The organism is Paraburkholderia kirstenboschensis (assembly GCF_032806925.1).
GTDB lineage: Bacteria > Pseudomonadota > Gammaproteobacteria > Burkholderiales > Burkholderiaceae > Paraburkholderia > Paraburkholderia kirstenboschensis.
The window spans coordinates 3500328-3525478 of the sequence record NZ_CP136513.1 but is presented as its reverse complement, the minus strand read 5'-3'; the positions used below and the strand labels follow the sequence as shown (position 1 = coordinate 3525478).

21 protein-coding genes and 9 pseudogenes are annotated in these 25151 nt (G+C 58.6%); 17 read left to right on the top strand and 13 right to left on the bottom strand.

The window, feature by feature from the left end; all coding sequences use genetic code 11:
- Positions 1-38: 38 nt before the first annotated feature.
- Positions 39-503, bottom strand: coding sequence for an IS66-like element accessory protein TnpA (tnpA, locus tag RW095_RS38495; protein WP_317020871.1), 465 nt, complete (start codon positions 501-503; stop codon positions 39-41).
- 1046 nt (positions 504-1549) lie between these two features.
- Here tnpA (RW095_RS38495) and RW095_RS38490 point away from each other — a divergent pair.
- Together RW095_RS38490 and RW095_RS38485 are read left to right on the top strand one after the other, a co-directional pair.
- The gene (locus tag RW095_RS38490; RefSeq protein WP_317020870.1) at positions 1550-1822 is read left to right on the top strand and encodes a hypothetical protein; all 273 of its coding nucleotides are present in this window, start codon (positions 1550-1552) and stop codon (positions 1820-1822) included.
- Between the two features lie 47 nt (positions 1823-1869).
- Positions 1870-2355, top strand: coding sequence for a type II toxin-antitoxin system HicB family antitoxin (locus tag RW095_RS38485; protein WP_317020869.1), 486 nt, complete (start codon positions 1870-1872; stop codon positions 2353-2355).
- 1223 nt (positions 2356-3578) lie between these two features.
- On the opposite strand, the gene RW095_RS38480 is transcribed toward RW095_RS38485, so the two are convergent.
- From RW095_RS38480 to RW095_RS38450, 7 genes and pseudogenes are all read right to left on the bottom strand, one after another.
- Entirely contained in the window at positions 3579-4028 is a 450-nt protein-coding gene (locus RW095_RS38480) for a hypothetical protein (RefSeq protein ID WP_317020868.1), read from the bottom strand.
- A gap of 328 nt (positions 4029-4356) precedes the next feature.
- Positions 4357-5325 carry a tyrosine-type recombinase/integrase gene (locus RW095_RS38475; RefSeq protein ID WP_317020867.1) on the bottom strand — a complete coding sequence of 323 codons (969 nt, stop codon included), beginning with the start codon at positions 5323-5325 and terminating at the stop codon, positions 4357-4359.
- Positions 5319-6566: a tyrosine-type recombinase/integrase gene (locus tag RW095_RS38470; protein ID WP_317020866.1), complete on the bottom strand. Its 1248-nt coding sequence runs from the start codon at positions 6564-6566 to the stop codon at positions 5319-5321. The genes RW095_RS38475 and RW095_RS38470 overlap by 7 nt, the downstream gene beginning before the upstream one ends.
- A 203-nt stretch (positions 6567-6769) precedes the next feature.
- Positions 6770-7189, bottom strand: coding sequence for an IS66-like element accessory protein TnpA (gene tnpA / locus RW095_RS38465; protein ID WP_317020865.1), 420 nt, complete (start codon positions 7187-7189; stop codon positions 6770-6772).
- Between the two features lie 451 nt (positions 7190-7640).
- Positions 7641-7895: a DUF2513 domain-containing protein gene (locus RW095_RS38460; RefSeq protein ID WP_317020864.1), complete on the bottom strand. Its 255-nt coding sequence runs from the start codon at positions 7893-7895 to the stop codon at positions 7641-7643.
- A 164-nt stretch (positions 7896-8059) separates the two neighbouring features.
- A complete protein-coding gene (locus RW095_RS38455; protein WP_317020863.1) occupies positions 8060-8269 on the bottom strand; it encodes a hypothetical protein in 210 nt (69 codons plus the stop codon).
- Between the two features lie 320 nt (positions 8270-8589).
- A pseudogene (locus RW095_RS38450) lies at positions 8590-8922 on the bottom strand (hypothetical protein).
- Between the two features lie 656 nt (positions 8923-9578).
- On the opposite strand from RW095_RS38450, the gene RW095_RS38445 reads away from it, so the two are divergent.
- From RW095_RS38445 to RW095_RS38405, 9 genes and pseudogenes are all read left to right on the top strand, one after another.
- Positions 9579-9794, top strand: a complete 216-nt coding sequence (locus tag RW095_RS38445; RefSeq protein ID WP_317020862.1) for a hypothetical protein — start codon at positions 9579-9581, stop codon at positions 9792-9794.
- 219 nt (positions 9795-10013) lie between these two features.
- Entirely contained in the window at positions 10014-10172 is a 159-nt protein-coding gene (locus tag RW095_RS38440; protein WP_317020861.1) for a hypothetical protein, read from the top strand.
- Positions 10173-10501: 329 nt separating this feature from the next.
- Positions 10502-10708: a hypothetical protein gene (locus RW095_RS38435; RefSeq protein ID WP_317020860.1), complete on the top strand. Its 207-nt coding sequence runs from the start codon at positions 10502-10504 to the stop codon at positions 10706-10708.
- Between the two features lie 82 nt (positions 10709-10790).
- Positions 10791-10960 (top strand): annotated as a pseudogene (locus tag RW095_RS41630) (rod shape-determining protein); the annotation flags it as partial.
- A 58-nt stretch (positions 10961-11018) separates the two neighbouring features.
- A pseudogene (locus tag RW095_RS38430) lies at positions 11019-11679 on the top strand (rod shape-determining protein).
- A 608-nt stretch (positions 11680-12287) separates the two neighbouring features.
- Entirely contained in the window at positions 12288-12707 is a 420-nt protein-coding gene (locus tag RW095_RS38425; RefSeq protein ID WP_317020859.1) for a hypothetical protein, read from the top strand.
- A gap of 186 nt (positions 12708-12893) precedes the next feature.
- Positions 12894-13778 carry a hypothetical protein gene (locus RW095_RS38420; protein WP_317020858.1) on the top strand — a complete coding sequence of 295 codons (885 nt, stop codon included), beginning with the start codon at positions 12894-12896 and terminating at the stop codon, positions 13776-13778.
- A 174-nt stretch (positions 13779-13952) separates the two neighbouring features.
- Positions 13953-14105 (top strand): annotated as a pseudogene (locus tag RW095_RS38415) (IS3 family transposase); the annotation flags it as partial.
- A gap of 1192 nt (positions 14106-15297) precedes the next feature.
- A complete protein-coding gene (locus tag RW095_RS38405) occupies positions 15298-15546 on the top strand; it encodes a hypothetical protein (protein WP_317020856.1) in 249 nt (82 codons plus the stop codon).
- A 131-nt stretch (positions 15547-15677) separates the two neighbouring features.
- Here the strand turns inward: RW095_RS38405 and serC are convergent, their stop codons facing one another.
- Genes serC through RW095_RS38390 form a run of 3 tightly spaced genes read right to left on the bottom strand, consistent with a single transcriptional unit; the run spans position 15678 to position 18194 of the window.
- Complete coding sequence (gene serC / locus RW095_RS38400) at positions 15678-16772, bottom strand: 3-phosphoserine/phosphohydroxythreonine transaminase (protein ID WP_317020855.1); 1095 nt, start codon at positions 16770-16772, stop codon at positions 15678-15680.
- Between the two features lies 1 nt (position 16773).
- On the bottom strand, positions 16774-18012 hold the full coding sequence (locus RW095_RS38395) for an ATP-grasp domain-containing protein (protein WP_317020854.1): 1239 nt from the start codon (positions 18010-18012) through the stop codon (positions 16774-16776).
- Positions 18009-18194, bottom strand: a complete 186-nt coding sequence (locus RW095_RS38390; RefSeq protein WP_317020853.1) for a hypothetical protein — start codon at positions 18192-18194, stop codon at positions 18009-18011. The genes RW095_RS38395 and RW095_RS38390 overlap by 4 nt, the downstream gene beginning before the upstream one ends.
- Positions 18195-18929: 735 nt before the next feature.
- On the opposite strand from RW095_RS38390, the gene RW095_RS41625 reads away from it, so the two are divergent.
- Positions 18930-19067 carry a helix-turn-helix domain-containing protein gene (locus tag RW095_RS41625; RefSeq protein ID WP_394365180.1) on the top strand — a complete coding sequence of 46 codons (138 nt, stop codon included), beginning with the start codon at positions 18930-18932 and terminating at the stop codon, positions 19065-19067.
- Between the two features lie 7 nt (positions 19068-19074).
- Here the strand turns inward: RW095_RS41625 and RW095_RS38385 are convergent.
- Both RW095_RS38385 and RW095_RS38380 read right to left on the bottom strand, forming a co-directional pair.
- Positions 19075-19200, bottom strand: a pseudogene (locus RW095_RS38385) (IS5/IS1182 family transposase); the annotation flags it as partial.
- A pseudogene (locus RW095_RS38380) lies at positions 19201-19654 on the bottom strand (transposase); the annotation flags it as partial.
- A 149-nt stretch (positions 19655-19803) separates the two neighbouring features.
- Here RW095_RS38380 and RW095_RS38375 point away from each other — a divergent pair.
- The 5 genes and pseudogenes from RW095_RS38375 to RW095_RS38355 all read left to right on the top strand — a co-directional run.
- Positions 19804-20606: pseudogene (locus RW095_RS38375) on the top strand (IS5 family transposase); the annotation flags it as partial.
- Between the two features lie 990 nt (positions 20607-21596).
- A pseudogene (locus RW095_RS38370) lies at positions 21597-21975 on the top strand (IS110 family transposase); the annotation flags it as partial.
- A gap of 82 nt (positions 21976-22057) precedes the next feature.
- Positions 22058-23193, top strand: a protein-coding gene (locus tag RW095_RS38365; RefSeq protein WP_394364999.1) for an IS3 family transposase whose coding sequence is annotated in 2 segments (ribosomal slippage) — positions 22058-22322 and positions 22322-23193 — 1137 coding nt in all. Because the reading frame shifts where the segments join, the coding sequence is not laid out codon by codon here.
- Between the two features lie 60 nt (positions 23194-23253).
- Positions 23254-23907 (top strand): annotated as a pseudogene (locus tag RW095_RS38360) (IS110 family transposase); the annotation flags it as partial.
- A 746-nt stretch (positions 23908-24653) separates the two neighbouring features.
- Positions 24654-25145, top strand: coding sequence for a glutathione S-transferase family protein (locus RW095_RS38355; protein WP_317020852.1), 492 nt, complete (start codon positions 24654-24656; stop codon positions 25143-25145).
- Positions 25146-25151: the final 6 nt, after the last annotated feature.

Genomic DNA, 25151 nt, shown 5'->3' with positions numbered 1-25151 from the left:
ATGCAGGAAGACCCTAAGGTCAGCCTCGAAGCGGAACATCAGCGCGCTCCCAATGCGACGACCATCGCATTTACGATTGCCACGTGGTCTGTTGAACATTCGAGTTCAAGCTTAACGCCGTTGGGCATGTGGGCCGACAACCGTGCCAGTCGTGTTGAGCGCGGCGAAACGCAGGATGACTCTGCTCTGGTGCTGTGGTGCGACGCGGGCACAGATGCCATGACCGTTGCAGGTTCGTCGATCGCGACCACTGGAACAAACGCTGACGATACGACAGGCATGTCACGCACTATTGAGGGCCGGCCCTGTTCATGCGCCTGAACCCACTTATGCAACTGGTTGGCGTTCACGCCAGCCTTAAGGGCGAGGCCCGATAGCGAGGCGCCTGGCCGCAGACAGGCTTCGACTAGTCGTCGCTTGTCCGCTGGGTCGAAGCTTCGCTTGCCGCCGACACCAACACGGGTCACGCGCAGGGGTAAAAAGCTCAGGTCATCGTCTGTCATGGATTGCGTCCGCAAAATTGGGTTGCGGACGCAATCGTGTGCCTTCTCAGCATCGGAAGCTAGGTGTGGGAAATCGCGCGCTTACGAATAATTGACCGATATCCATCCTACGCAGATTCGGTTGAGAGCCTTACCTTGGCCGGGATCTGCGCATGGGTTGATCCACCGCCCCCAAGTAACGGACACATCACCACGAGCTGCAATTCGACAGATAGGCTATCCTCTGCCGCCACGTCCTGCCCGCCCACGCGTGCAATGGAACGGTCGTTGTGGTTTGCGATGGCCACTCGGATGTCGCAGTGCTGGCAACGATGACCGTCTCAACCTGGCCGATAGCCGAAGATCGCAGTTCGAGCGCCGCGCATCCCCGGCGACCTCGGCCCGAGCTTCCGGGCCCGACCCGTTACTGCCGTTCGATGATCATTTTCGCTTGTCTCAAAGTTGACCCCAAACCGCCATTCGCTGATGACATATCCGGGCTCGGCATCCAGGGCCCGGCCGACGGCGCATGCTACCCGGAGTCACGCGTCGGTGAGAGGTTGATACCCCAATTGAGCACGCCTACTTATGTGTGGCGGATTCGCTGTACTTCCTCTGCAGAGGGTATACAGTGGGTTCATCCGCAAAATTGTTTGATATGCAACTCATTAAAGGCTAGCGCCTTGAATGCCTTCGGGTCCTAGCGCCAAGCCGGTTGCAGCGCCGTCCATAAGCGTTGCTGTGCGGTTAGCAGACACAAGTCAACCTAGCGCTCTTCCGGCTGTCCGTAGGCAGCCCAGAGCCTTCGAATGCCCCAAGGGCGGCTCACCCTCACGTTCTCTGCGCCGAAATTCGCGTTCGCGTCACGTGAGTGGCGGCGAGATGGCGTGCCCAAGCCGTGGCGCCGTCCATGAACTATCCGAACAAGGGCCATACGTATGCCGCACTTTCACGGAAGTTGGTGCGGATTTCTGCGTCGCTATAGCAGTTCGACAAAACGGCTTGCCGCAGCAGAGCTTGCGGCTAGCGCTACTCGCTCAAATTCTGGTTAACAGGAACGCATTATCATGACTATTCCAACCATCGAATACAGAGGGCACGAACTGCGCGCCTATTCAAACCAGGTCTTCCCCCTGCACCGGGACCCATATGCCAAAGGGCCGAGGCGCTTTGCATCGGTCGTGCGGATCGATTCGGGACCGTCTTCCAATGCCGGGACACGGCGCTATGCGGTGCAGTTTGCAGGAAGCGATCCCGCTCTATCCGTCGATGCACTGAACCTTGCGTTGCAATATGGCAAGGACATTATCGACGGCAAAATTCAACCGGCGCAGTTGTGAGCCGCGCACGTACACCTTTCCGTCCGTTGGAAAAATTGAGCCCTGTCATGAAATATCCGCTTTATATCAATCGCATCAGCAGTACCCAGCTGCATGCGCATTTTCCCGATTTTCCGCGAGTCGACCTGATCGGAAGCTCCCGCGCAGAAATCGAACTCAACGCGCAGCGGGTCATCGAGCAGGCATATGACGGTAGTGATCAGCCAATTTCCGCACCATCCAGTGACACAGAGCTACGCGCTCTCAGAGCGGATGGCGGCGAGGGACTTTGGGTGTTCGTCGATATCGATCTGGCACGCGTGTCTTCGACAGCCGTCGAACTCCGGTTTAACATTCTCGACACCCTGCTTGATCGCGTCGACGCGGCGGCAACGGAACATCATATGACGCGGGCTGCCTTCTTTTCGCGGGCGGCGATGCACGAACTGGAAGAGAACCGAGCGTCGCGAATTGCGCAGACGCCTTCGTCCCTGACAAAGGGTTTTATCTCAATATTAGGATCAAATTATGATCGACGATCAAGTCAACCTTGAAGAACTGGAAGAAAGCAGGAGGTGGCGCGCTCTGCAGGAGACCCGCGCCGATGGTGGTGTGCCGGTAGTACCGGCGATGCCAGTCCGTATCCCGCAAAGAGCACCCAAACAGTGGATAAGAGAAGCCCGGAAGTGGCTCGCTGTTGGCGGTCGCATTATCTAGTGGATTTTGGCGCGTCAAACGAAACGCCAGTTCGTCGACTCACGACTAGCGCGGGAAAGGCCGGCGAAACGCTGGCCTCTTTGAATCCACGAGGCGCGCTAATGTCATTGGGCTGCGGAAAGGGGCAAACGTCTTTGTCCTCGGAGCTGCGTGCTCCAAATGGAAGCTGGCCACGGATGCTCAATCCAGGCGCAAAACGGCACGGGGCGCGTTAAAGCCTGCCTTCGCCAAACGCTAAAACTCGTCCTGCATCGGCCGTCGGCATTGGCGGCCTAAACTCATTCTCGGGCGTCTTAACGCAACGACCCAGAAAAACCGGTCGGCCATTGATCGACCCGCCATATCGCGGTGCGAGGCTGGATGTCCTCATGCAACGAACAATCGAGTATCGCGGTTTCGAATTTCACATTGATTTGGTATCCACATCGAAGGACATGTTCGACGTCTGGTTTTGATTCGAAGGACACGTCAAACTTCCCGGTGTGGCGGCGCCCGGCGAGCGTATCAAGATCCGGGGCGGACCGTTTTCCCGTCGCTGGCCCTATTTCGTAGCGGAGTTCGCCGGCCAAGCCGCGATCGATGTAAGGGACCTCAGCTTTCTCGCTCCCGGTCGCCTGTAGTCACCCCGCTCCGTTTCGGCTCCCGGCATTTTTCTCGCACGCCTCCAGACAAAAAAAGCCGGCGCTTGGCCGGCTTCTGCTGACTGCTCTTCAGCAGTCTCGCGTCTGACGCTTATCAGACGCGCTGTCCCGTGGTTTGAGGCGCATTGGGCGTTTGAGATGTATGTTCGGCGCCGTCGTTTTGAGCTTCGGCCTGCTTGCGCTTGCCATGCTCAAACTGCTGTGCGCGCCGCTGGATCGCTGCCTGGCCTCGACGCGGTTGTTCTCGGATTGATGTCGGTTCGTTACGAATTCGGTTGTACTGCAAAGATAACCGCGGCGCCGCGCGGCTATTCGCTGTATTTCAAGTTTGACTCGGGAAACGCGATTCCGTTCAGAAAATAGTTGTAAAAGCGGGCCGCAACCGACGATGACTCGTCTATTGGGCGGACTATCATCAATTACCGTTTGCCATTTCGTGCGCGGGCAGCGAGCGCGAGGGACGCAGATCCCGACATATGCCGTTCTTTCGCCGTGGTATCGATCTGCTGGACCGGCTCCCCGATAGGGTGATGTTCAGTTGCATCCACACCGAGCAGTGACAATGGGCGCAGCCATTGCTGGCCCTGAGCATGATCGAACACCGGAAGCCAATACTGCTGGCAAAGCGCGATGCCCTGCATAAAGCCGTGTGCCTGCATCTCGCCTTCGATGAATTCACCGGGGGGCATTCGGATAGGCGTAAATCGGGAAACGATGCCGATGCCGGCAGTTTTGCTGCGCGCAATTCGGAGGCGCTTTCTTTGTGACATCCGCCGTGTGTAGTTTGCCGATTCAATTCGCTGAATCCGTTTCCTTCCATTTCTGGCGCAGGCGGGGCGGCGCGCATCGACCACGCAAGTGTTGGCCATTGCATGGTCGGCAGCCGCCTCCACCAGTAGCGTCCTCCAGCCGAGCGCTGCCAGTAGCGCCGGGTATGCTGTATTTCCACGCCTCGCGCCAGTGGATCGAGCTTATGTCGACCAGAACACCACTCAGAGTCCGGGAATGCCTCGGCGCTCAGCCATCCACCACTGCCGCAGGATGTTCAAGGAAATGGTCCTGGCCCTGGCTCAGGTAGTGGTAGACGCCACGGACAAGCCAGGCAGGGCCGGACACAGAACATAGCCCTCGGTCGGATGCAGATTGCCGCTCAGAGCGGTTGCAGCGTAGCGCCCACCGCTGGGCGCGCCATAGGATTTACACGGCGACAGGCCGAGCGAGAGTTTGAACAGGATGGCCAGATTGGAAAGATCGAATCTGTGCTTGGGCGAACAGAACTTCGCCGGCGGCGGCAATCTGTGCCGTCAAGATCGGCGTACCCTGTAGATACCAGTACGTGTCTGCCACGTGGGCATGGCCCAGGTATGTGCTGAGGGCAAGCACATGTCGCGCTATAGAGCGTGGGTCCCCGGTGCACTGTTCCAGCGATCGCACGGCAAATGTGTGGCGTAAATCGTGAATCCGCGGTCCTGGTTTGCCGGGACCTTCGCGTAGTCCGCTTGAACGGACAAGCTTTAGAAACACAGACATAACTGTGTCGTAGCAGAGGCGATGCCCATTAGCCGAGACAAAGAAGTTCGAATCGCAGGCGCCGACTCGCGCACGTCTGGCAAGATAGGCGCGTAGTGCCAGATCGGTGGTCTCATGAAGCGGCACCAGCCTGTTCTTGCTGAATTTGGTCGCCCGGATGAGGAGCCCATCATCTGTAAAGTCGTCGATCGTCAGCGCGAGCGCCTCCGAGATTCTCAGTCCTGTTGCCGCCAGTAGCGCGAACAACGTGACGTACGTCGCCGGGCGCAGCGATCTAGCAGGTTCAAGTTGTGCCGCTGCTGCCAGCAGGGTGGACAGATCGGAGCGGGAATATATGTGCCGGATACCCCGCTTGGGGGATTCACGGCCAAATACATCACCTGGCGGGCATTCGTGCTGCGGATCCTCCGCCTGCATGGCCAATGCGAACCGTCGTACGGTGAGCAGTCGATTCCGACGTTGTGCGCCAGATGGCGCATGTCCCGCCCAGTCGATAACGCTTTGCGTTCGAATGAATCCGTCTTCGCGCGCATCGGCAAATGCCGCGAAGCCTCGCAGGAGCCCGCTTTGTGCGTGGAACTTGAAGCCCATAGCGTGACGCAGTTCGACATAACGGCTGACGACGGTAGCTAGCATGACACACCCCCAGGCCAAGGCTGCGCGATCTCGCGTAACAACACCACGTCGACCTTCGCGTAGTGGGCTGTTGTCTGGGATGATCGATGCCGTAGGACCGTCCCGATAGCGTCCAGGGTGGCACCTCCCCGTAGCATTGATGTCGCGACAGAATGCCGAAGAAGATTCGCACCCTTCGATGGAGGTTCGCCAATACCAGCACGGCATAACGCAAAGCCGACGATCGAACACACGGTTGCAGAGGTCGCGAATGGTCGCCATGGCGCATTCATGCACAGGAACACCTGATCGACAGGAGCCGGAGGCCGAACTCGCACAAGATACTCGAGCAATGCATCGCCCGCATCTTGCGGTAACGGGAGCCGGACTTCCCGACGGCTTTTACCCCTGAGCTGAAGCTGCGCCGAGCGCCAGTCAATATCGTCAAGACGTAGATTTACGATGTCTCCTCCACGCAAACCGAGACGGGCCAGGAGGAGCAGAATTGCGTGGTCGCGTACACCGGTATCTGTTTCGAGATCGCATGAGTCGACGATACGTTCAATATCGTCCTCCACCAGATACCTGGTGAGCGCCGACAGCCGCCAGTGTGCAACTGTCGGTACCGCGAGGTCCAGGCCTGGGCGGCATAGACTGACCGATGCCAGAAACCGCAGATACATCCTCAAAGCCGAGATGACACACTTGGCATTGGGAATCTTGTTGCGCTTCACTTCCGCAGTGATGACATCACGTACGATTGTAGCGTCCCATCGCGTCGTGTCGGTGCCCAACGCCGGCAGCAGCTTGCAGATCAAACGGTTATGCCGGTCAATGGTCCGTGGGGACAGGCCACGATGATGGAGCAGCCAGTTACAGAATTCGCCGAGGGCAGCGGGCGCGTCGGGGCGAACGGGATCTTCGATCGGGTTGAGTATGCCTCGCTGCCGCAAATACCCGATGAATAGCACAACACGTGCGACATACTTGCGAGAGACTGACTGATGTTGGCGTCCGCCCGGACACCGACATCGATGTGCGGAGAAAGCATGTACACATTGGTCATCGATCGCTTCAACAGCAATATGGTGGCGTTCAAGCCAGCCCCCAAAATGCGCGATCGATGCGGCGTACCCGGAAATCGTCAGTAGTGTATAGCCCTTGCGTGCGAGTTCCGAGGCGAACTCATCGAGGTACGATCCGAGCGCACCTGGAGTCAGGGCGTGCATTTGTGCCGCGTAAGAATTGTTCAGGGCAGCCATAGCAAAACCTCCTTCGACCGCCAGCATGGCGGTGCCCTCAGAAGGCTCCCGTTATGCAAAGTAATCAAGTTCCCTAAACAGCGATCTCCCCAGCTTGTGGGACAGAAATTCATCTCGCCTGCGCATAACCGGCAACTCCGCATAACAGCGCATATCTGTCACGCCGGCCACGAGCCAAACGCGCGTACCTGCCGGCAGCGCGATCACTTCAGGCATTCCTGCAGGAACGCTTCAGCGCGCTCGGCAGACAGGCCGCGAATCCTCACACGCCGTTTGCCGGTCTCCACCTCGATTTCGCACACGGGCGCCGGCATCGGTACGCCGCTCGGCGCTTGCGACGCCACTGCCGGCTCAGGCGGCCGCAGTACCAATGCCGAGTCGATCACGTCGACGCTCAGTAGCTTCGTGCTGGGCACGCTCGGCGCAGCTTCGAGTGCAGGTATGACCAGCTTGCCTTCACGGTATTCCTTGCGCCATGCAAACACCACATTGGCGTTGATGTCGTGCCGTCGCGCAACAATCGACACCGACATGCCGGGTTCCAATGTCTCCCTGATCACCTGCTGCTTGAATGCTTGCGCATACGTGCGATGGGGATGCGTACGCCCCGCTGCGTTCGACATGGCTGACTGTCTCCGTCAAGCTGAACACGCCCATCATGCGTCGAAATATTCAGCACCGGGAAACGGTCGTGCCGAGTCGCTTACTCGCCAGTGTGTCCGCAGCTAACGGCAGGCCAATGCGCGGTATGGCGTGGCACACGGAACGGATCCGGCGGGGTTGTCCTGCCGGGTCCCCCGGGGCTGGGAGCGCAGCAGTTGACGCTGTGCTTGCTGCGTTCGTAATATTCAGGAAACTCAAGGTTTAAGCGGTGGATGCTCCCGTCGGACCAGCAATAACCGTCACTGGGCCGGTAGAAAACCAGATGGTCCGACGTTGCTGCGTGGTCGTCATCACTTCAAGAACCAGGAGCGCTTCGGCCAACTGTATTGCCTTCGGCGCCCCCAGTGGGGCGCCCGGCACTCGGTTGTTTCCACGAAAACCGGGAGCCGTTTCCAGCGTTCTAGTCGCGTTTTAGGTGTCTTCGAAGGTATTCGGGGACGCCGACTTCAAAAACTCGTGGCCATCCCAGGTTAGCCGCCAGTCGCTACCCATTGAGCGCACGAGATTTGCGTCCGCCAGCAGGTTCAACTGATACCCCACGCCCCGGTTTGAAACGTCGAACGCGTTCTTGAGCGCCGCTTCAATGTCAAATTCGCTAAGGTGCGAGGACTTGTTTTCCTCGAGAGTCTTCAATATCGCGAGTGCCAGATTCATATCGCGTTTCACGATCTCCTCCTGTCGTAGATGGCGTAACTCATCGAGATGGCGCCAAGGGGTACGACGTCCGCGCAAGCATCCCGGGTGTGGCTTGTGCACACTTCTTTGCACTTCCGCGCAGTTCCGTGGGAGGCGCGGCACAACGCGACCCGAGGGACCACGATCGGCGTTCTTCAGGCGAAATCCCCGTGCGGGTCGTCCGGCATCGTATGTTTGATTGTCTTTTCGTGCTCGTCGCGAGCGGCTTCACGCGGTGACAGGAATTCATCCCCGGCTAGCTCTGGCTCCGACCTTGAGATTGGCTCTGTCCGCAGCCCGAAAAAGGGTACATCAATAGACTGGGTTTCGTTGTCTTCCGAAATGAATCTCCGGGTGATGCTCATATGTCCTCCATCAAGTATCCCGCGTCAGCATGTGGCGAGGTCTGGGTGCTTGCGGCCTGGACGGGCTCCCGGCTGCACTTGCGTACCTGTCCGTGAACGTGGGATTGCGCTTCCGCGGCTGGATCGTCGATCAGCAATCCGAATACAATGTCAACGCGCAGCCGACGATTCATCCCTCACGCCAATCGATCCGCTCACGAAAAAGCCAGCCGATCAACGTTCATGGACCACCGACTCGCCTTCAGGGTGTGAGGTGGCGGCCCTATTAGACTGGTGCCACGATGTGATTCTCGACACCAGTCGCGTGCGCCATCCGGGAATCACCGCCTGGGTTCCCTCATAGCCTCGGTTTCCATCGCATCATGCCGCTCTTCCCAGGCCTCAATGGGTTCCATGGTCTCGTCAATAGAAGCTGCCGCGCGTTCTGTGGCGCTTTCGGTTCTTCGGCGGCGGCGGCCGGGTCCTTCGTCGTCGTTGCCCGGAGGCTCCAGCATGTCTCGAAGCGTGGCCCCCAACCCCGTGGTCTCTCACGGCGCGCCCTGCTGCTTTTTCCTCTTTATGTGGTGCCTGACTTCTGCGTTCTGTTCCGGAGTCAAGGGAAGACCGCGAAGGGTGCTTTGGGGGCAGCGTCGCCCATAATACTGCTCCGGGATTTGTCTCACTTTGAGTGTAGCCCTGTTGTGGTCAAAGGGCCTCAACTATCGGACTACGCATCGACTGATCCGTCCAATCGCATCAATTCGTCCCAGCGAGCGGACGCTACCGTCGGCACAGATTTACGCCCGGGCGCTTTGAACAATCGCCGCTGATTGCGGCCCGGCTGGCGGCGTCGCGCAAACGATACCCGGGCGCGACGACGTCACGCGATGACATGGTTTGAGCATAACCGCGTTGCGCAGAAGGGACGTTGGGGGGCGACAATGATTTCGACCGGACTTCCTGCTGGACGCTGTCCAGGACGTACTCCGAACATGGCTTTGCATCTTTCGTGGTACCTGCAGGCGGCCTCGGCCCCTCACGGTCGCGCGCGAAACCAATGCAAATTGCGATCGGTCATAAAGGATGGCAGGTCCGGCACGCTCCACATTCATCACACTGTCTGCAGTGTATGAACTGGAGAATCGATTTGGGATGGAATCCTCCTGCTCCCCAGCTTCCGCGCGGGTTCTCGCAGGTACATGACACCCGTCGCGTCGCGACGGGCGTTACAACTTGAATCCGAACGTGCGATGTGTCGCCTTGTCTCAACTGTAGAGGCCGCGGTTATCGCCGATTGGCGGACCGATCTGTCTCATAGCGGGAGAACAGAATGACTGATGACTTGGTGAATGCAGAGGATCTGGCGGAACGCAAGAAACAAGGAGAATCAGCGGCGACTGCGACCGATGACGGCATGCCTGTCGGACCGGAAAACAAGGCGGGAGACGTTGAGGCGATTGAGTACATAACGCCGAAGAAATGGGCGAAAAGCACAAGGAAGTGGCCAGGAGTAGGGGTGCCGCTATGCAATCCGGACGGCCGTTGAGCGCGACGCACAAGACTGATCTGCCTTGAGTTTGCGGAGTCGGGGGCGACGCCTAATAATTTTTATTCGAAATCCCCGATCGTGCGACGCTTCCGGACTACGGCCTTCAACTGCGGCAAAAGGAGCGTGCGAAACAAGGTTGGGCGAATGAGAATGTGCGCCGCTATTTCTCTGGTTACCTAAAATATAAACATGGTTCTGACCTCAAAGGAGGCTGCCATGAGCCAATCAATGATCAGTTTAGTAGTCGGGGTCGTGGTGCTGCTATGCGTCGCGATATTCGCAGCGGCACGGTACAGACGAGAACACAAGGACGAGCCGGTTACGCGTTGGCTAGACACGCATCCGATTCGCGACTGGCTGCACCATAAGCACTGAGTGACTCAACGTGATTCTTGGAAGCGCTGGGGCGCGCGAGTGCTATTTCTCTATCTCGCAGTCGGTCGCGCGATGGAAACGGAGAACAGATTGAAAAGGCTGATATGACGTACGCAATGTGGGGCATCCTGATCGGGATGACGCTGATGTTTGGTGCGTCGCTGCAGCGGTATAGGCACAGCCTCCACCGCAAGCGGGAGATCCATTGGCTCAATGAACACCACGTATCGAACAGGCTACGCAAGCAATTTGGATCGTAGCCCCGTAAATGAAACGCGCTGGGCCGATTGCCACGTTGCAAAGACTGTTTTCCTGGAGGAGTCGACAAAATGACCCTGAACTACGCAGGCAGGTCGCACGATGAAGCCGTGGCAGTGCGACACAAGCAGAAACAGAAGGCGCAGGAACAAGCTGGCGGCGAGATGGCAATAGAAGGCACGGAGGCCGACCCGGAGCATAGTTGCGGCGAGCTCTCCGAGCGGGGCAAGCAGGTATGGCGAAGTGGAAGCGGGATCAACGGCGGGGGGAAGGAGTGATGTGGCCTCGTCGATCTAAGGCGATGCGGGCGGAGCAATTCAACTGGCGATTGATCTCGACATCTCAAACACACTGATCTACATGCGCGGCAAGGGTATTGTCCTCGATGAACCTTCGGTCGTGTCGATCCGTCAGGAAGGCGGTCCCAACGGCGAGAAGACCATTCAGGCTGTCGGCACCTTGCCCAGCAGATGCTTGGCAAGGTGCCGGGCAACATTGAAGCCATCCGCCCGATGAAAGACGGCGTAATCGTCGACTTCGTCGCCCAGCAGATGATCAAACAGTTTATCCGGATGGTGCACGCACCGCATGTTTGCGCCATCGCCGCGCATCATTATTTGCGTCCCATGCGGGTCGACCCAGGTCGAAAGCCGTGCAATGAGGGAAGCCGCGCACAGTGCGAGTGCGCAGTGTCTACCTGATCGAAGAGCCCCTGCCCGCCGCAACCGGCGCTGGTCTGCCCGTGTCTGAAGCGACGGGCTGGGTGGTGGTCGACATCGGCGGCGGCACGACGGAATTCGGCGTGATCTCACTCGGCGGCATCGTGTACAAGGGTTCGGTGCGCGTCGGCGGCGACAAGTTCGATGAAGCCATCGGCAACTATATTCGCCGCAATTACGGCATGCTGATCGGCGAACAGACACCGAAGCCATCAAGAAGGAAATCGGCTCCGGGGTTCCCGGGCTGGGAAGTCAAGGAAATGGAAGTGAAAGGGCACAACATGTCGGAAGGCATACCGCGCAGCTTCACGGTCTCCAGCAGAGAGATCCTCGAGGCCCTCACCGATCCGCTGAACCAGATCGTATCGGCGGTCAAGCACGCACTGGAACAAACGCCGCCGCAACTCGGCGCCGATATCGCCAAACGCGGCATCATGCTCGCGGGCGGTGGTGCGCTACTGCTTGATCTAGACCACCTGCTCGCCGAAGAGACCGGTGTTTACCAGTGTTCGTTGCCGACGCCCCGCTGACCTGCGTCGCGCGCGGCTCAGGCATGGCGCTCGAACACATGGACAAATTCGGCGGAGTCTTCGCCTACGAATGAGAGCGGCGGTGCGGTCGCCACGCGACGGCCTTTGGCGACCACGCCTATTCAATCTTCATTTTTGCATGAGCCGCGTCCCGACACATGTCAGGGGCGGGTGCCGTAGCGCGGAGCGTCGCTCATTCAGTCGCCTGTAAGCCTGCTACCTGCCGATCTTCAAGAAGTTTCGGTGCATCGCGACCGGTGACTTCCAGATATCGCGAGCGTCGCATGTCAAACTGATTTCTGCCGCTCGGCGCCAGTTCGTCAACGACACTTGTTGGCCGCACTGAGCCTGACAACGACCGGCTCAGGTCGTTTAGGGTTGGTCGATGCCTGCCAACGCCGCAGGAATGTGTGAGTGCGCCACCGCGCTTCGCTGGCAGGCGTCGACCAACCCTAAACGATGAGAGACAGTCCTGGCGACCAGATGGTACGCGCGGGTGGGATTTTTCACGACGTAAGCGAATAATTTTTCACCTTGACGCCAAAAATTTCATTTTCTCTGGCATCCCACCTCTGTGAAACACAATGGAACGGCGCGCATGTCATTGGATGGACGAACCGCCCGCTGTTTCTGACCCCCGATCCAACGTTGATCGCGCGATGGGCCGATCTGCGTGCGGAGCTGGCCGCAGCGCAGACGAACTCGGTCATCTCGCGCATCAGTGGGCGCGGATACTGATCAAAGACGGTAACGCATCAGTCACCAAAGAGATCGGGCGTCGAGCCGCTCTGCTAGGTCTGGTGCAGGACGATGGCTCAGCGCACCGGATGGTTCCCGGCTTTCGCTATGCGCTGACCGATGAGGGGAAAAAAGCATACCGCAGCCGCGCAGACCCGCCGAAGGATTCGAAAATCTGTGGTGGAAAAGCCCGGCTTGTCGGGATCACCTTCGCGACAGATGACGGTCACGACCGCCGGTTGTGTCTTGCGTACAAGTGCCATCGACCTGGGTTTGTCGACTTTGAGTGAGGTCATTGTCTGGCCGGTCGCTACGAACTGCATTACGAGGTTGCTTCCCCCCTACGCGGACGAACCCACCGCGATCGCGGTCCTTCGTGTATGGGACACCCGGCAAGACCGGTAGGCCAAACGGGCGCAACGCCCCTTTCCTGTTCGACGGTCCATCCTGCTCGCGACGCACGCTAGAATCGACGGATGACCGCGACTACCTTTTACGCCGGGCTCGCCGGCTTGCACCTCCCGCCCGGCAGCGACGAGATCGACCTCGGGCAAGGGCTCGTCCTAAGGCGCACGTACGCGCACCTGATGAGTTCGTACACCATGGCGTTCAACCCGCCGACGGCACCGGGCAAGCACCACCCTGCACCGTGGAAAGCGACGACCCGCCACGACGCGTTCGACGTTCGCACCGAACTGGTCGTACCCAGCGGCTACAAACCGCCGGGCGACCTGACGTCATACGAGGTGGCGCGCACCCTCACCAGCGTGCTGCGGCTGGTCATCGACCCGGACGTCCGCTTCCTCGTACACTCGACGCATTCCCTCTCCGAGATCGCGACACTCACCGAAGAGAACATCAGCATCTCACCGGTCGAAACGACCCGGCAATACATCGAACTCGCGCTGGTGAATCCGCTCGCGGACGAGGTGCGGTGGGAATGGGTTCGGAAATACTGGCCCCATGCCGTGGCGTTGATGGCCACTCACGCGGATTTCCGCCTAGCCATGGAAGCGTTCGAACTGTCCACGTTCGTCCCGCACCACGCCCTCACGCTCGTGTCGCTGTGGGGCGCGCTCGAAGCGCTGTTCTCGCCTTCGACGTCCGAACTGAGGTTCCGCGTGTCGGTGCTGATCGCCTCGTATCTCCACCCACCTGGAGAAGCCCGCCTGATCCGTCAGCGCGAGGTGTTCGACCTGTACGACAAACGGTCGGCCGCGGCGCACGGGAAACCCAGGCACAACTCCACGCACCTCGTGCAGACGTTCAACATCTTGCAATGCGTGCTGGTCAAAATGGTGGAGTTGAACGAGGTCCCGAGCAAAACGGCGCTCAACAACATGCTGCTCGGCGCACCATAACCCATGCCACATCCACGGCTAGGCGATGCGATCCGCCAAAGCGAATCGGTGTTGTAACCATCGCGTCGACGTCAGCAACTAAAGCTGTAACGCAATGCGCGATTTCCACGAAAGCTGAATCGCAGTGCGCGGCGGCGGACGGCCCGACGGTCGTCGCGCGGAAGCTCGGCAGCCTTGTACAAGGCAGAAATGATTCATCGTCGTGCGCCGTGGAAAACACGGGAGTCCGTCGAGTTAGCAGCGCTGGAATGGGTGGCCTGGTTCAATCATCATCGATTGATGGAACCCCTCGGCTACATCCCGCCTGCTGAAGCTGAGGCAAACTAGTATCGGCAACTTGCAACACCGGTCGCCGAACCCGCATTAACTTAAACCAACCAGCCTCCACGATTCCCGGGGCGGTTCAGTCGGTACATGAGTTCAATGCCGTACTCGCGGCATCCGCTGCGGAGCGCGCGGCTTTTGAATTCCGCCGCGTTATCAAGGTGCAGCGTCCGAGGGATACCGCGCATTGGCCAGTCAGCTTCAACGCCTAGTCTTTCGAGCCACGGCTCTTTGCGCAGGACTACGCGCGAGAGAAGTAAGATTACTGTCGCAGCGCCCGGCCTCTCCATTGCGACATAAAAGCCAAGCACACATCTCGTAGCAACGTCGAGAGCCACAGACAGCCACGGTCGACCCATGATCCGTCCGTCCAGTTCGCTAACGAGCAGGATGTCCGCTTGCGTGTGATCAACCTGCACGATGTCTAACGGATGGCGGACCTGGAACGTGCCGGGGGCGATTGCGGCGTCAGGGATGGCAGCTCGTGCCAAAGCATCCTGCTCGCGATATGAGAGCCACCGTCGAGCTATCGTCGACCTGCTTGGAGGCGACAGACCTGCAACGCTGCAGCGACGTTTCACCTCAAGTACAAGATCAGTTGCAGGATGCGCAAGGTGCCGCTGATCGGGGAGCCATTCGTGCACGGCCTCGTCGATGACGCATTCGACGGCGGCGTCCAGTCTGCCCCCGGTCGCCCTACCCGGCTGCCTTGGCTCCAAGGCGCTGGCGACCGGATCTGCGAGGAAACGCCGACGCAGGCGATATACGGTGGTGCCGTGAAGGCCTAAAAGCTGTGCTGCTCGCTCAGCCTGTTTTCGGGAGAGCACACCGTTGACAACCGGTCGAAGCACGGACGCAACGTTCGCTGCTCGAGCGGCCCGCTCTTCGATCGAAGCCATATGGACCCATACCTATCCACGCGAAACGTGCGACGCCGCGGCTTGCTAAGGAGGTGACGTTCCGGGTCGAACGATCGCGCTGGCGAGCGAAGTCCGGCAGTGTGGCATGGCGCGTAGCGGCGCCGAAACGTTCGTCAGACGGTCGATGTATAAACGAAACTTTATCGTCGGACGCAGAAACATTAACTATCGGAAATCGGCATCCGCTCCTACTCTTGAATCAACCGTCGCAGGGTGCGCAAGAAACAATGCCTGAGTGGCTAACCGGCTTAGCGACGCGATCGAAGGAGAGAGTGATGAACACGGCCGAGAAGTCTCTGCGCTATTTGGTGGACAAGTGGCTGGCGCCTGCTCCACAAGCCCAAATCCGCGTCCTCCGGTTTGGATACATGCGTGAAGACCGGAGACGTTACGTGCTGGTTGAGGCATCAGCGACGAACGGCTCGCACGCGATCTTTTTCTTTCGGCATGACGACGGCTGCTGGTGCGTATTTCCGCCCCAGACTGGGCGACACTCCATGAACGATGATCAACGTGCAGCTTGAAGTGAATGACCTCCGGCAAAGCGGATCAGATCCCGAATTGGGCAATTGCACGGCGCTCGCTTCAATAGATTCTCGGCCATTGCTTTGAATCGCTCCCAGGTGGCATCGCCACCTCCAGCAGAATCGTTCGCTCAGGTACGCCGCGCGCCGAATTCCACTAAAGCGTCGGCTAGGACGTCTACGGCATTTGGTGTCACTGCGTTGTACAGCGACGCCCGCAAGCCGCCAATTGAACGATGCCCCTCGAGACCGACTATGCCGCGTTCGCGCGCTGTGGCGATGAACGCGTTATCGAGCCGCGAATCCCCGAAAGTGAACGCCACATTCATCTGCGATCGCCAGGCGCTCGCAGCGTGTATCGAGACGACACCGTCAAGGCAGTCGAGCGCGCCATATAGACGCCGCGCTTTTTCCATATTGACGGCTTGCATCGCATCCAGGCCACCAACCTCGAAGCGCAGCCAACGGGTCACCAGCGTCAGAACGTAGATGGCGAAAACGGGCGGTGTGTTGAAATTGGAACCGTGCGAGATATGCGTGCGGAAGTCCAGAATGGCAGGCAGGCCATCAGGAATACGTTCCAGCAGCGAACGCTCTAGCACTGCCACCGTGACCCCGGCAGGCCCAAGGTTCTTCTGCGCATGCGCGTACATCATCGAGTACAAATCCGGGCGCAGCGGCCGCGACAGAAAGTCCGACGACATGTCGGCAATCAGCGGCACATTGGGCCTCCTTTCGCAATTGGGAAACTGCAGACCCTCCACCGTTTCATTCGACACATAGTGCAGATAGGCCGCCGAGCCGTGAACGTCGAGTTCGTCGAGATCGGGCAAGCACCGGTAGCCCGTCGCGCGGCCGTCCCATGCCACGTTTGTGGCAGTCACCTTTGCCGCCTCGGAGGTCGCTCTGTCGCTCCAGTAGCCGGAGCTCACATATTCGGGCGGCGCGAATGCAGCGGTGGCGAAGTTCATTGGAATCATCGCAAACTGCAGGCTACTCCCGCCCTGCAGGAAGGTGATCGCATATCCATCGGAAAGTCCGAGCAGCGCACGCAGATTTTGCTCTGCTTCCGCAAGTATAGAGCGGAACCACTCCGACCGATGACTCATGCCGAGTACGGAAACGCCAGTCTCTGGTAGCGCAACGATGGCCTCGCGGGCCTGCTCAAGAACCGTCTCCGGCAGAGCGCCCGGTCCGCCAGAGAAATTCAGTACATTGGGAGTCATGTCAGGTCTGGATTGGACTGGATTGCAGGCCGGGAGCGCGTGCTGCGCGGCACAGCATCTGATGGAACGCATCGCATACCCGGCGTATCTGAGGAAGCTTGTAGGGAAACACGACCGCGTCATCCATATCGTGGACCACCATGCCGGTGGCAATTTCAAAGATCAGCAGTTTTCCGTCACTGGTTTCGGCGCAATCGAATCCGACATAGTCCAGCCCCGTCAGCTCAGCCACTTGTCCGAACGCGTCGCGATGACGCACGGCAAAGTCTGAATCGAAGGTCGCCATAAAACGTTCCTCCTCTTCGCGCCGGTCGGGGTGGTCGATCATTTCCGTGTACGGGTAGTGCACCATCCAATGCACGGAAATTCCCATATGGCACAAGTACGCGGTTCCTTCTATCATCACGATCCGATATTTGCGGAACAGGCCGTCGGCACTGCGATAGTCGACGAAAGGCGCCAGGTAGTATTCCTTGTCCTCCGAAGCGTTCAGGTATGCCATCAGTTCAGGCGTATCGGAAACTCTCGCCAACGCTCGCCCCGCATGCGAGCCAACGGGCCGGATGATCAACGGGTAATTGATCTCGCTGACTTGCGAAAGCCCAGGGCCGCCCCGCAACAACTCCATAACGCGCGCACGGGAAATGCGTATCGTGGGCGCCATGCTGATGCCAGTCACTCCGCCCAGCAGCCTATACGCGGCTTCCCGCGCCGTACAGGCAACGCCTTCCGGCCGGTTCAGCACGCGACGGTCGGTACCGCTTGCCAGCAATGCGATCTGCGAGAGAGCGCGAGCGTTGTCGTCCGACGCACACGCGGCGACAAACATTACATCGTGGTCCGGCACATCCAGATTAGGCTCAGTCTGCGCGTCAACGTATAGAACGTCTATCTGTAAGTCCGCGTTTTCAAGCAAACATTCGAATGGAGTATTCGCCATTAGATCGCCAGGCGCCTTCAGCACCAACAGCCTCAACGGCGGAGAACCGGGATTTGCGTTCTTCAGCCGGTAGAGGCGGCGCATCTGCAACGCCTGCTGTTGAACCGCGAGCGCAGCCGACTGCTGGTATTTCATCTCCAGAACAAGTGACAAATCGAGTAACGCATAAGGGTGGTCGTGTTGCTGGACGTACTCGAGCAGACTCATCCCAACCGGTGTCAGGTCCTCGCCGGCCGCGGCCGCCCGGAGCAGCGTGCTCACCCCCAGTAGCTGGTGATTCATCGAGCCGGTGTCACTCATTGTCCAGCGGCATTCGAAAAAACGACGGTTCGCGCGGGCGTCCCGCCGACGTAGCCGACTTCTTCGTCAAACCAGCCTTCAGGAATGTGCCGCTCCGTTGTTGTTCCACATTCGGGCAATTGCGTCGAGTTGTCGACGACCAGCGCAAGTTCAACGCGGTTCGCTCGCTGCTTCAGTACCATGTTGAATTTCCATCGATTAAAGGCTTGACCTTCGCACTGTCCAGAGCGAGGCGATCATCGCGCGATGGGCTACCGCGCGCTTGCAACAGATACGGTGGAAGCTAGATATTGCGAATTCTCTTGCCGAGGTAACGAATTCTCTAACGTCGGCCGGGTTCACTTCCTTTCCCCTGGCGTGCTCCGAACCGAGCGCCACGGCGATTATTGCAATTGCTGGATTACGCGGCCTTGTCTACGAGATTACCGTTTCGTCATTTTGTGCTTCTTCCCGGGAGCGGCAGCGCAGGCACTGCAGACGTCTGGCTCCCAGCCGATACCCGGAACGAGGGATGATGTGGTACCGCGCTGCGTACAGCTAGTCAAAGGGGATTCTTGTGCACAAGTCCACGAAAAGTGCCCACACCTCATTTGGTCACGATGCGCCCTTGAAGGCGGCGTACAGTACCCGGCACCTTGCGGCCACTTCTTGCGCGTGGAGCGGCTTGCTTAGGTGTTGTCCGCGCCTGCGTCGGGCGGACTAATTGAATTGGCACCGTTGCAATCTCCGTTGCATTTAATTAGAACCGGCACGGTCTGGATTAACCGTTAGAGCACATCGTCAAGCCGATCGATTTCGAAGAGCTCTTTTTACGGATGAGTAGACTGGACAATGAGCACCCTTGATCGACGGTCTATCGTCACGGCGCGCTGCAGCTGGATGACGAGGGGAAGACGGCTTTTAAGGGCGACAGGCCATTGCTCCTGCGGCCGCGCGAGTTTGCCTTGCTGAAGATATTGATGAAGGAGCCGAATCGCCCGTTCGCCAGGACCAAGCTATCGGAGGTTCTATCGGGGGAGGCGCGAAGCTTCGCGACAATGCAGTCGATCTGCTAGGTTCTGTTCACATTCTCACCAGTGGCCCAAAGGGGCTGCCTAGTGTCGCGAATGCGAGATAGTTGCCCGCGAGCTTGTCGTATCGAGTGGAGACGCGACGAAAATGTTTGATGCGATTGAAAAATCGTTCGACCGCCTTGATGATGCTTGCGTCAATTGCGAATCCTTCGCCCTTGACGAGCCCCTCATCCATACAGCGACTCAGCACAGACTCGAACACGTGACGCAACAGTCGCTATCGCGAAACCGCCCGTGACGATTCTTTGAGAACGTCGAATGCTCTGGTACGGCATCCTCCAAGCCCAGTCGGCAGAACCACCGGTATGCGAGATTCAAATGGACCTCTTCACATAGACGTCGTTCGGACCGGACGCCAAAGCAATAACCCACGATCAACATGCGGACCATGAGTTCCGGGTCAACCGAGGACGACCCATCGGGCTGTAGAACGGTGCAAGGTACTGGCGTAGATCTCGTAGATCAAGGAAGTGGTCGATGCCTCTTAACAGGTGCGATTGCGGGACGTGGTTGTCGAGGTTGAACGAGTAGAAGAGCTTGTCCTGTCCGCTATCCAGTTGACCCATCATGACGATTCACTCCCGTCGCTTGATGTCTCCCAGGATACTCAACATTCCGCATCGACGGCGACTTAGAACCTTTAACAAAATGAGCGAAGGGGCTGTTTACACCCGATGAATCCTGTTAACCTTTTCATTGTTTCGACGACGAAAAGGATATGGCCAAGCCGATACTCGACGACGAACTGTGGGCACTCATCGAACCGTTGCTGCCCCCTCCCAAGCTACGGCGAACCCGTTATCCAGGGCGCAAGCCGCTCGACAATCGTGCGGTGCTCACGGGCATCCTCTTCGTCTTACAGACGGGCCTGCGTTGGGACCTACTGCCTCGCGAGATGGGCTGCGGCAGCGGCATGAGTTGCTGGCGTCGTTTGCGTGACTGGCAGGCCGCCGGCGTCTGGGAGCAGTTGCACGAGGTGCTGCTGGCGCGATTGCGCGCAGCCGACCAAATCGACTGGTCCCGCGTCATCGTCGATTCCTCTTCAATCCGCGCTGTGGGCTCAGGTCAAAAACAGGACCGAATCCCACAGACCGCGCGCGACCCGGTTCAAAGCACCATCTCATCACCGAGGCGCAGGGCATCCCGCTCGCGGTGATACTCACCGGCGCCAACCGCAATGACGTCACTCAACTCCATGCTCTGGTCGAGGCTATCCCGCCCATAAGCGGCAAGCGTGGCAGACCGCTATCGAAGCCTCGGGTCGTTCAGGGCGACAGAGGCTACGACCACGACAAATATCGACGTCCATTACACGCAGCCGGCATTGCAACCGAAATCGCTCGGCGCGGTCAGCCTCATGGTAGCGGTCTAGGCAAAACACGCTGGGTCGTGGAGCGGACCATTTCGTGGCTTCACAACTTTCGCCGACTGCGTATTCGCTTCGAGCGCCTCGCTTCCATCCACGAAGCCTTCATGAAAATCGCCTGCTGCATCATATGCTGGCAACATCTGCAAAAGTCATTAGAGGGTAGCCGCGTTCCCTCTCGGAAACGCGGCCCCCGAAGAACCGTACGTGCGAGTTTCCCCGCATACGGCTCGAGCACGGCACGAAGCATCTCACTGATGCCGGCTGTGTCTGTATGAACACAACCTTCGCTGACGTCGCATCGTCAATTCGTCCCGCAGGCGGGACAAGGGCGCTGAACCGTAGCCCTACCGGTCTCTCTCAAGCTTCCCTTTGGCGAACCCCTGATGCAGGTCAACGACAGCCACACCACGCGCACGTCAGCACCCTTTCAGGTCGGGGCAAATCTTGAACCCCTATGTCACCCGTTACAGGCAACCCTTCGCTTCTTGCGCATTCTCAATCCCGCTTCCTCAACAGTGTTCCTCACGGTCCACCTGCCGCCGTTCCAGCGAACTGGAGCATCGGCGAGAAATCGGGGTTCCCGCGTTCCCATCCCTACCGACCCGAGTATTCCCGGGCCTATCCGTTTAGCACCTGTCTATCCCCCGATGGCGCCTTGACGACGTACATCCATAACAAAGGGATGTAACCGGCCATTCACCGTTTTGGTCAGAGCCTCTCAGCAGCTTTGGCTCCTCGAAGCTAACGAGGTTTGCAACAGTTCACTTACGTTGTGCATGCGGAACTTGCCTGGCCCCGACACCGCGCGGCTGCTGGCAGTGTCGATTCCTTCCCGGTCACCCGAGTGAATCGCCCGTAGGGCGGGTACGTTGTCCCCGAAGCTTCGAACCCGACCGTTACCAGTCGCGCACGTCCGGGTAGGCAACTGCTGGTCGTACAGCAGGTCACGGCTTCAAACTCCGATATTCAGGTTGTTGAATGTGACAAGGCAGAGAAGAGCTTTGCCATCCATTGCATTGCCGATTTACGTCCGGCGGACGGCGACACGCGTCGCACCTGTTAACGCCTCTTAATGAGATGGCCACCCCCGCCTCACGAGCGGGTTACGCTTGCGGAGTATTTCCTCACGCGGAGAAGCTATCATGCAAGAAGTCACGCTGGTTGGGATTGATCTGGGCAAGCACTCCTTTCACCTTCACGGACAGGATCGGCACGGTAAAGCCGTATTCCGCAGGAAGGTGGGCCGAAAGCAACTGATCGAATTCTTTGCCACGTTGCAACCGTGCACCGCGGTCATGGAAGCCCTGTGCCGGCGCGCACTACATGGCCCGCAAGCTTGCAACGCTTGGACACCACATCAAACTGATCTCGCCTCAGTTCGTGCGTCCGTTCGTCAAGAGCAACAAGAATGATTTCGTGGACGCCGAGGCAATCTGCGAAGCCGCTTCGCGCCCGTCCATGCGATTCGTGACGCCCAAGACAGAATCCCAGCAAACTCTGTCGGCCTTGCACCGGGAGAGGTGGCCCCGGAGATCTGGACAGTCGGTTAGGTGGAATCGCTGGGTTCTGAAATGGGCATAATGCCTACAAAGGAAACCAGACGATGACGAAGAGAACCCGGCGCACGCACTCAGCGGCGTTCAAGGCGAAGGTGGCACTGGCAGCCGTACGCGGCGAGCGTACGCTGGCAGAATTGGCGCAGCAGTTTGAGGTTCATCCGAACCAGATCACAGAATGGAAGCGGCAGTTGCAAGAACGAGCGGCCGATGTGTTCGGCGCGGCGGGCGCGCCCGTCAATGAGCCGCCGGTGGACCTGAAGACGTTGCACGCGAAGATCGGCCAATTGGCGCTGGAGAATGATTTTTTGTCCGGCGCGCTCGGCAAGGCAGGCCTGCTGAGCGCAAAGAAATGATTGATCGTGCTCACCCCCTGCCGGTTTCCCGGCAGGTCAAGCTGGTCGGCATCAGCCGATCCAGTGCGTACTACGCGCCGAGCCCGGTCAGTGCCGCGGATCTGGCGCTCATGCGCCGCATCGACGAGTTGCACCTGGAGCACCCGTTTGCCGGCGCGCGCATGTTGATGCGCCTGCTCAAGCGAGAGGGCATAGTGGTCGGACGCAAGCACGTCGGCACGTTGATGCGCAAAATGGGCATCGAAGCGCTATATCGCAAGCCGAACTTGAGCCGCAAACATCTGGCTCACAAGATCTGGCCATACCTGCTGCGCAATCGGAAGATCGAGCGTAGCAACCAGGTGTACGCATTGGACACAACATACGTGCCTATGGCACACGGCTTCGTGTATCTCACTGCTGTGATCGATTGGGCCAGCCGCCGTGTTTTAGCGCACCGAGTCGCGATCACGATGGAAGCTGAACATGCGGTGGCAGCGCTTGAAGAAGCATTCGCGAAATATGGATTGCCTGAGATCGTCAACACCGATCAAGGCAGCCAATTCACCAGTACCGTCTTCACCGACGCGGTCCTCTCGCGCGGAATCGCCTTGTCGATGGATGGCAAGGGAAGTTGGCGGGACAACGTTTTTATCGAACGGCTGTGGCGCAGCGTGAAGTACGAAGAGATATATTTGAACGCCTATGAGTCCGTCGGCCAGGCACGGAAGTCCATCGCTAATTACCTGACGTGGTACAACCAGCAAAGGCCTCATTCAAGTCTATCGAACAAGACCCCGGATGAAGCTTACTTCGCGATGCTGCCCGCGATTAAATTGGCAGCGTGACCACCCAGCGTTCCACTTAAAAATCGAAAAAACTGTCCGAACGAACGGGGCCACCTCTGGGTACGTGAGTCACTCGTGCGCGATCGGGTGAAGACCAGCAATCAGATGCATGGCTTCCTGCTTGAGTTCGGTGTCAGCCTCCCGGTTGGCCGGGCCGTCATCACGCACCTTTCCACAGTGCTGGCCGAACACACGCTGCCACCGCGTCTGGTCGTGATCCTCGAGCACCTGCATGCGCACTTCAAGTACCTCAGCGAACAGATCAGCGTGATCGAACGGGAGTTGGTTCGCCAGCTCGACGACGACGACCTCGGCCAGCGTCTCCTGTCGATTCCCGGTGTCGGTCCGATCACCGCGAGCGTACTGGCCGCTGAAATGGGTGACGGCAAGCAGTACGGGAGCAGTCGGGACTTTGCCGCGTCGATCGGCCTGGTACCGCGCCAGTACAGCACTGGCGGCAAGGCAAATCTGCTCGGAATCAGCAAACGGGGAGACAAGAATATCCGGCGATTGTTGGTCCAGTGTGCCCGCGTCTACATGCAGCGACTCGATCGCCAAAGCGGGCCGCTCGCCGATTGGGTTCGTACACTGCGGGGACGACGGCATTCAAATGTGGTCGCCTGCGCACTGGCGAACAAGTTTGCCCGAACCGCCTGGGCGCTGGCGACCCGCAACACTACATTCGACGCGAGAGGGCCTGTGACACCCGTTTGACACTCTGGTCTCCATTTTGCATCACGGACACCCATCTGGTTTTGCGACTGTTGCAATTTGATGACGTGAACGGCATAACGGCCCGACGAACAACCTGCCTGTTGAATTGACTCTGGAAGTCGACGACTTTTTCAGGATCGTCAGGCGCGGCTCTCATCGTGGCGCGGGAACCCTTTTCCCTCAAAGACGCCGGATAGATTTAGGCAAGCCAACCACTACATCAAAGATCCGGGTTGCAAAAATGGGGGTGGCCATAGATTTTCAACAGTATCGGCCATGAAGGGACGGTCGAGGTCGTCGTCCAGTTCGGCTGGCCGAGGACTTATCTGCCCTTAGTCAATGACCGTTTTCCGGCAAACGAATTGCGGGTGGCTCCGCCTCAACCCGGCCCAAGAAGAGTCATTCGCCCCTGTCGTCGCTCGGACATTTGGACGTCAGCTCGGCATCGCCAGATGGCCATTCGTTTGACAAACAAGCGTTGACTAACCGGGAACAGTCAACGTCGGCAACGATCCTCCACTATCTGCTGTCCGATAGTTGCGTCTGCCCGTGCAGTGTTAGACAGTACATCCCCGGTAGCCGCCGCGTCCGACGAAATTCGTCAGATCACTTTGATATCGTCTTCGTCCGAGGCGTGCCTGCCTATACTGATTTTCAAATAGGTCGTGCGCCCACAGGAGCCGGAATGGCTCGATGCGGTCTTGCGTCGCTCGAACCAACTTCGAGCGGCGAAGGAGAATTCGCTGATGCCGGCTGTCATTTTGCACCAATGGGAAAGGTCTCCGTTCTGCGCGAAGGTCCGAAAGGTCATGAGCCACAAGGGAATCGAATTCTCAGTGGTTAATTACAATGGTTTGCTCGGGCGCCGGGCAGCGGCACTTTCGGCTGTCGGCCAATTGCCCGTGCTTGACTATGAGGGCGAACGTATACAGGACAGCACGGACATTCTTGCTTTCCTCGAAACCCGTGTGCCGGTACCTTCGGTGGTACCGACAGATCCCCGGTCTCGGGCAATGGCGATGATTATCGAAGACTGGGCCGACGAGTCGCTCTTTTGGTATGCCATGGCCACATTGCGAATGGGTGATCCTGTCGCACTCGCAGAGCATATTGAAAGCCTATGTTTGGGACGGCCGAGCTGGGAGCGCATTCCGGTCGGGATTGTCGTCAGAAAAATGTATCGTAGAAAAACTCCGCAACGAAGGCCTCGGCCGGCAATCCTTATCCCAGGTCCTTGACAGGCT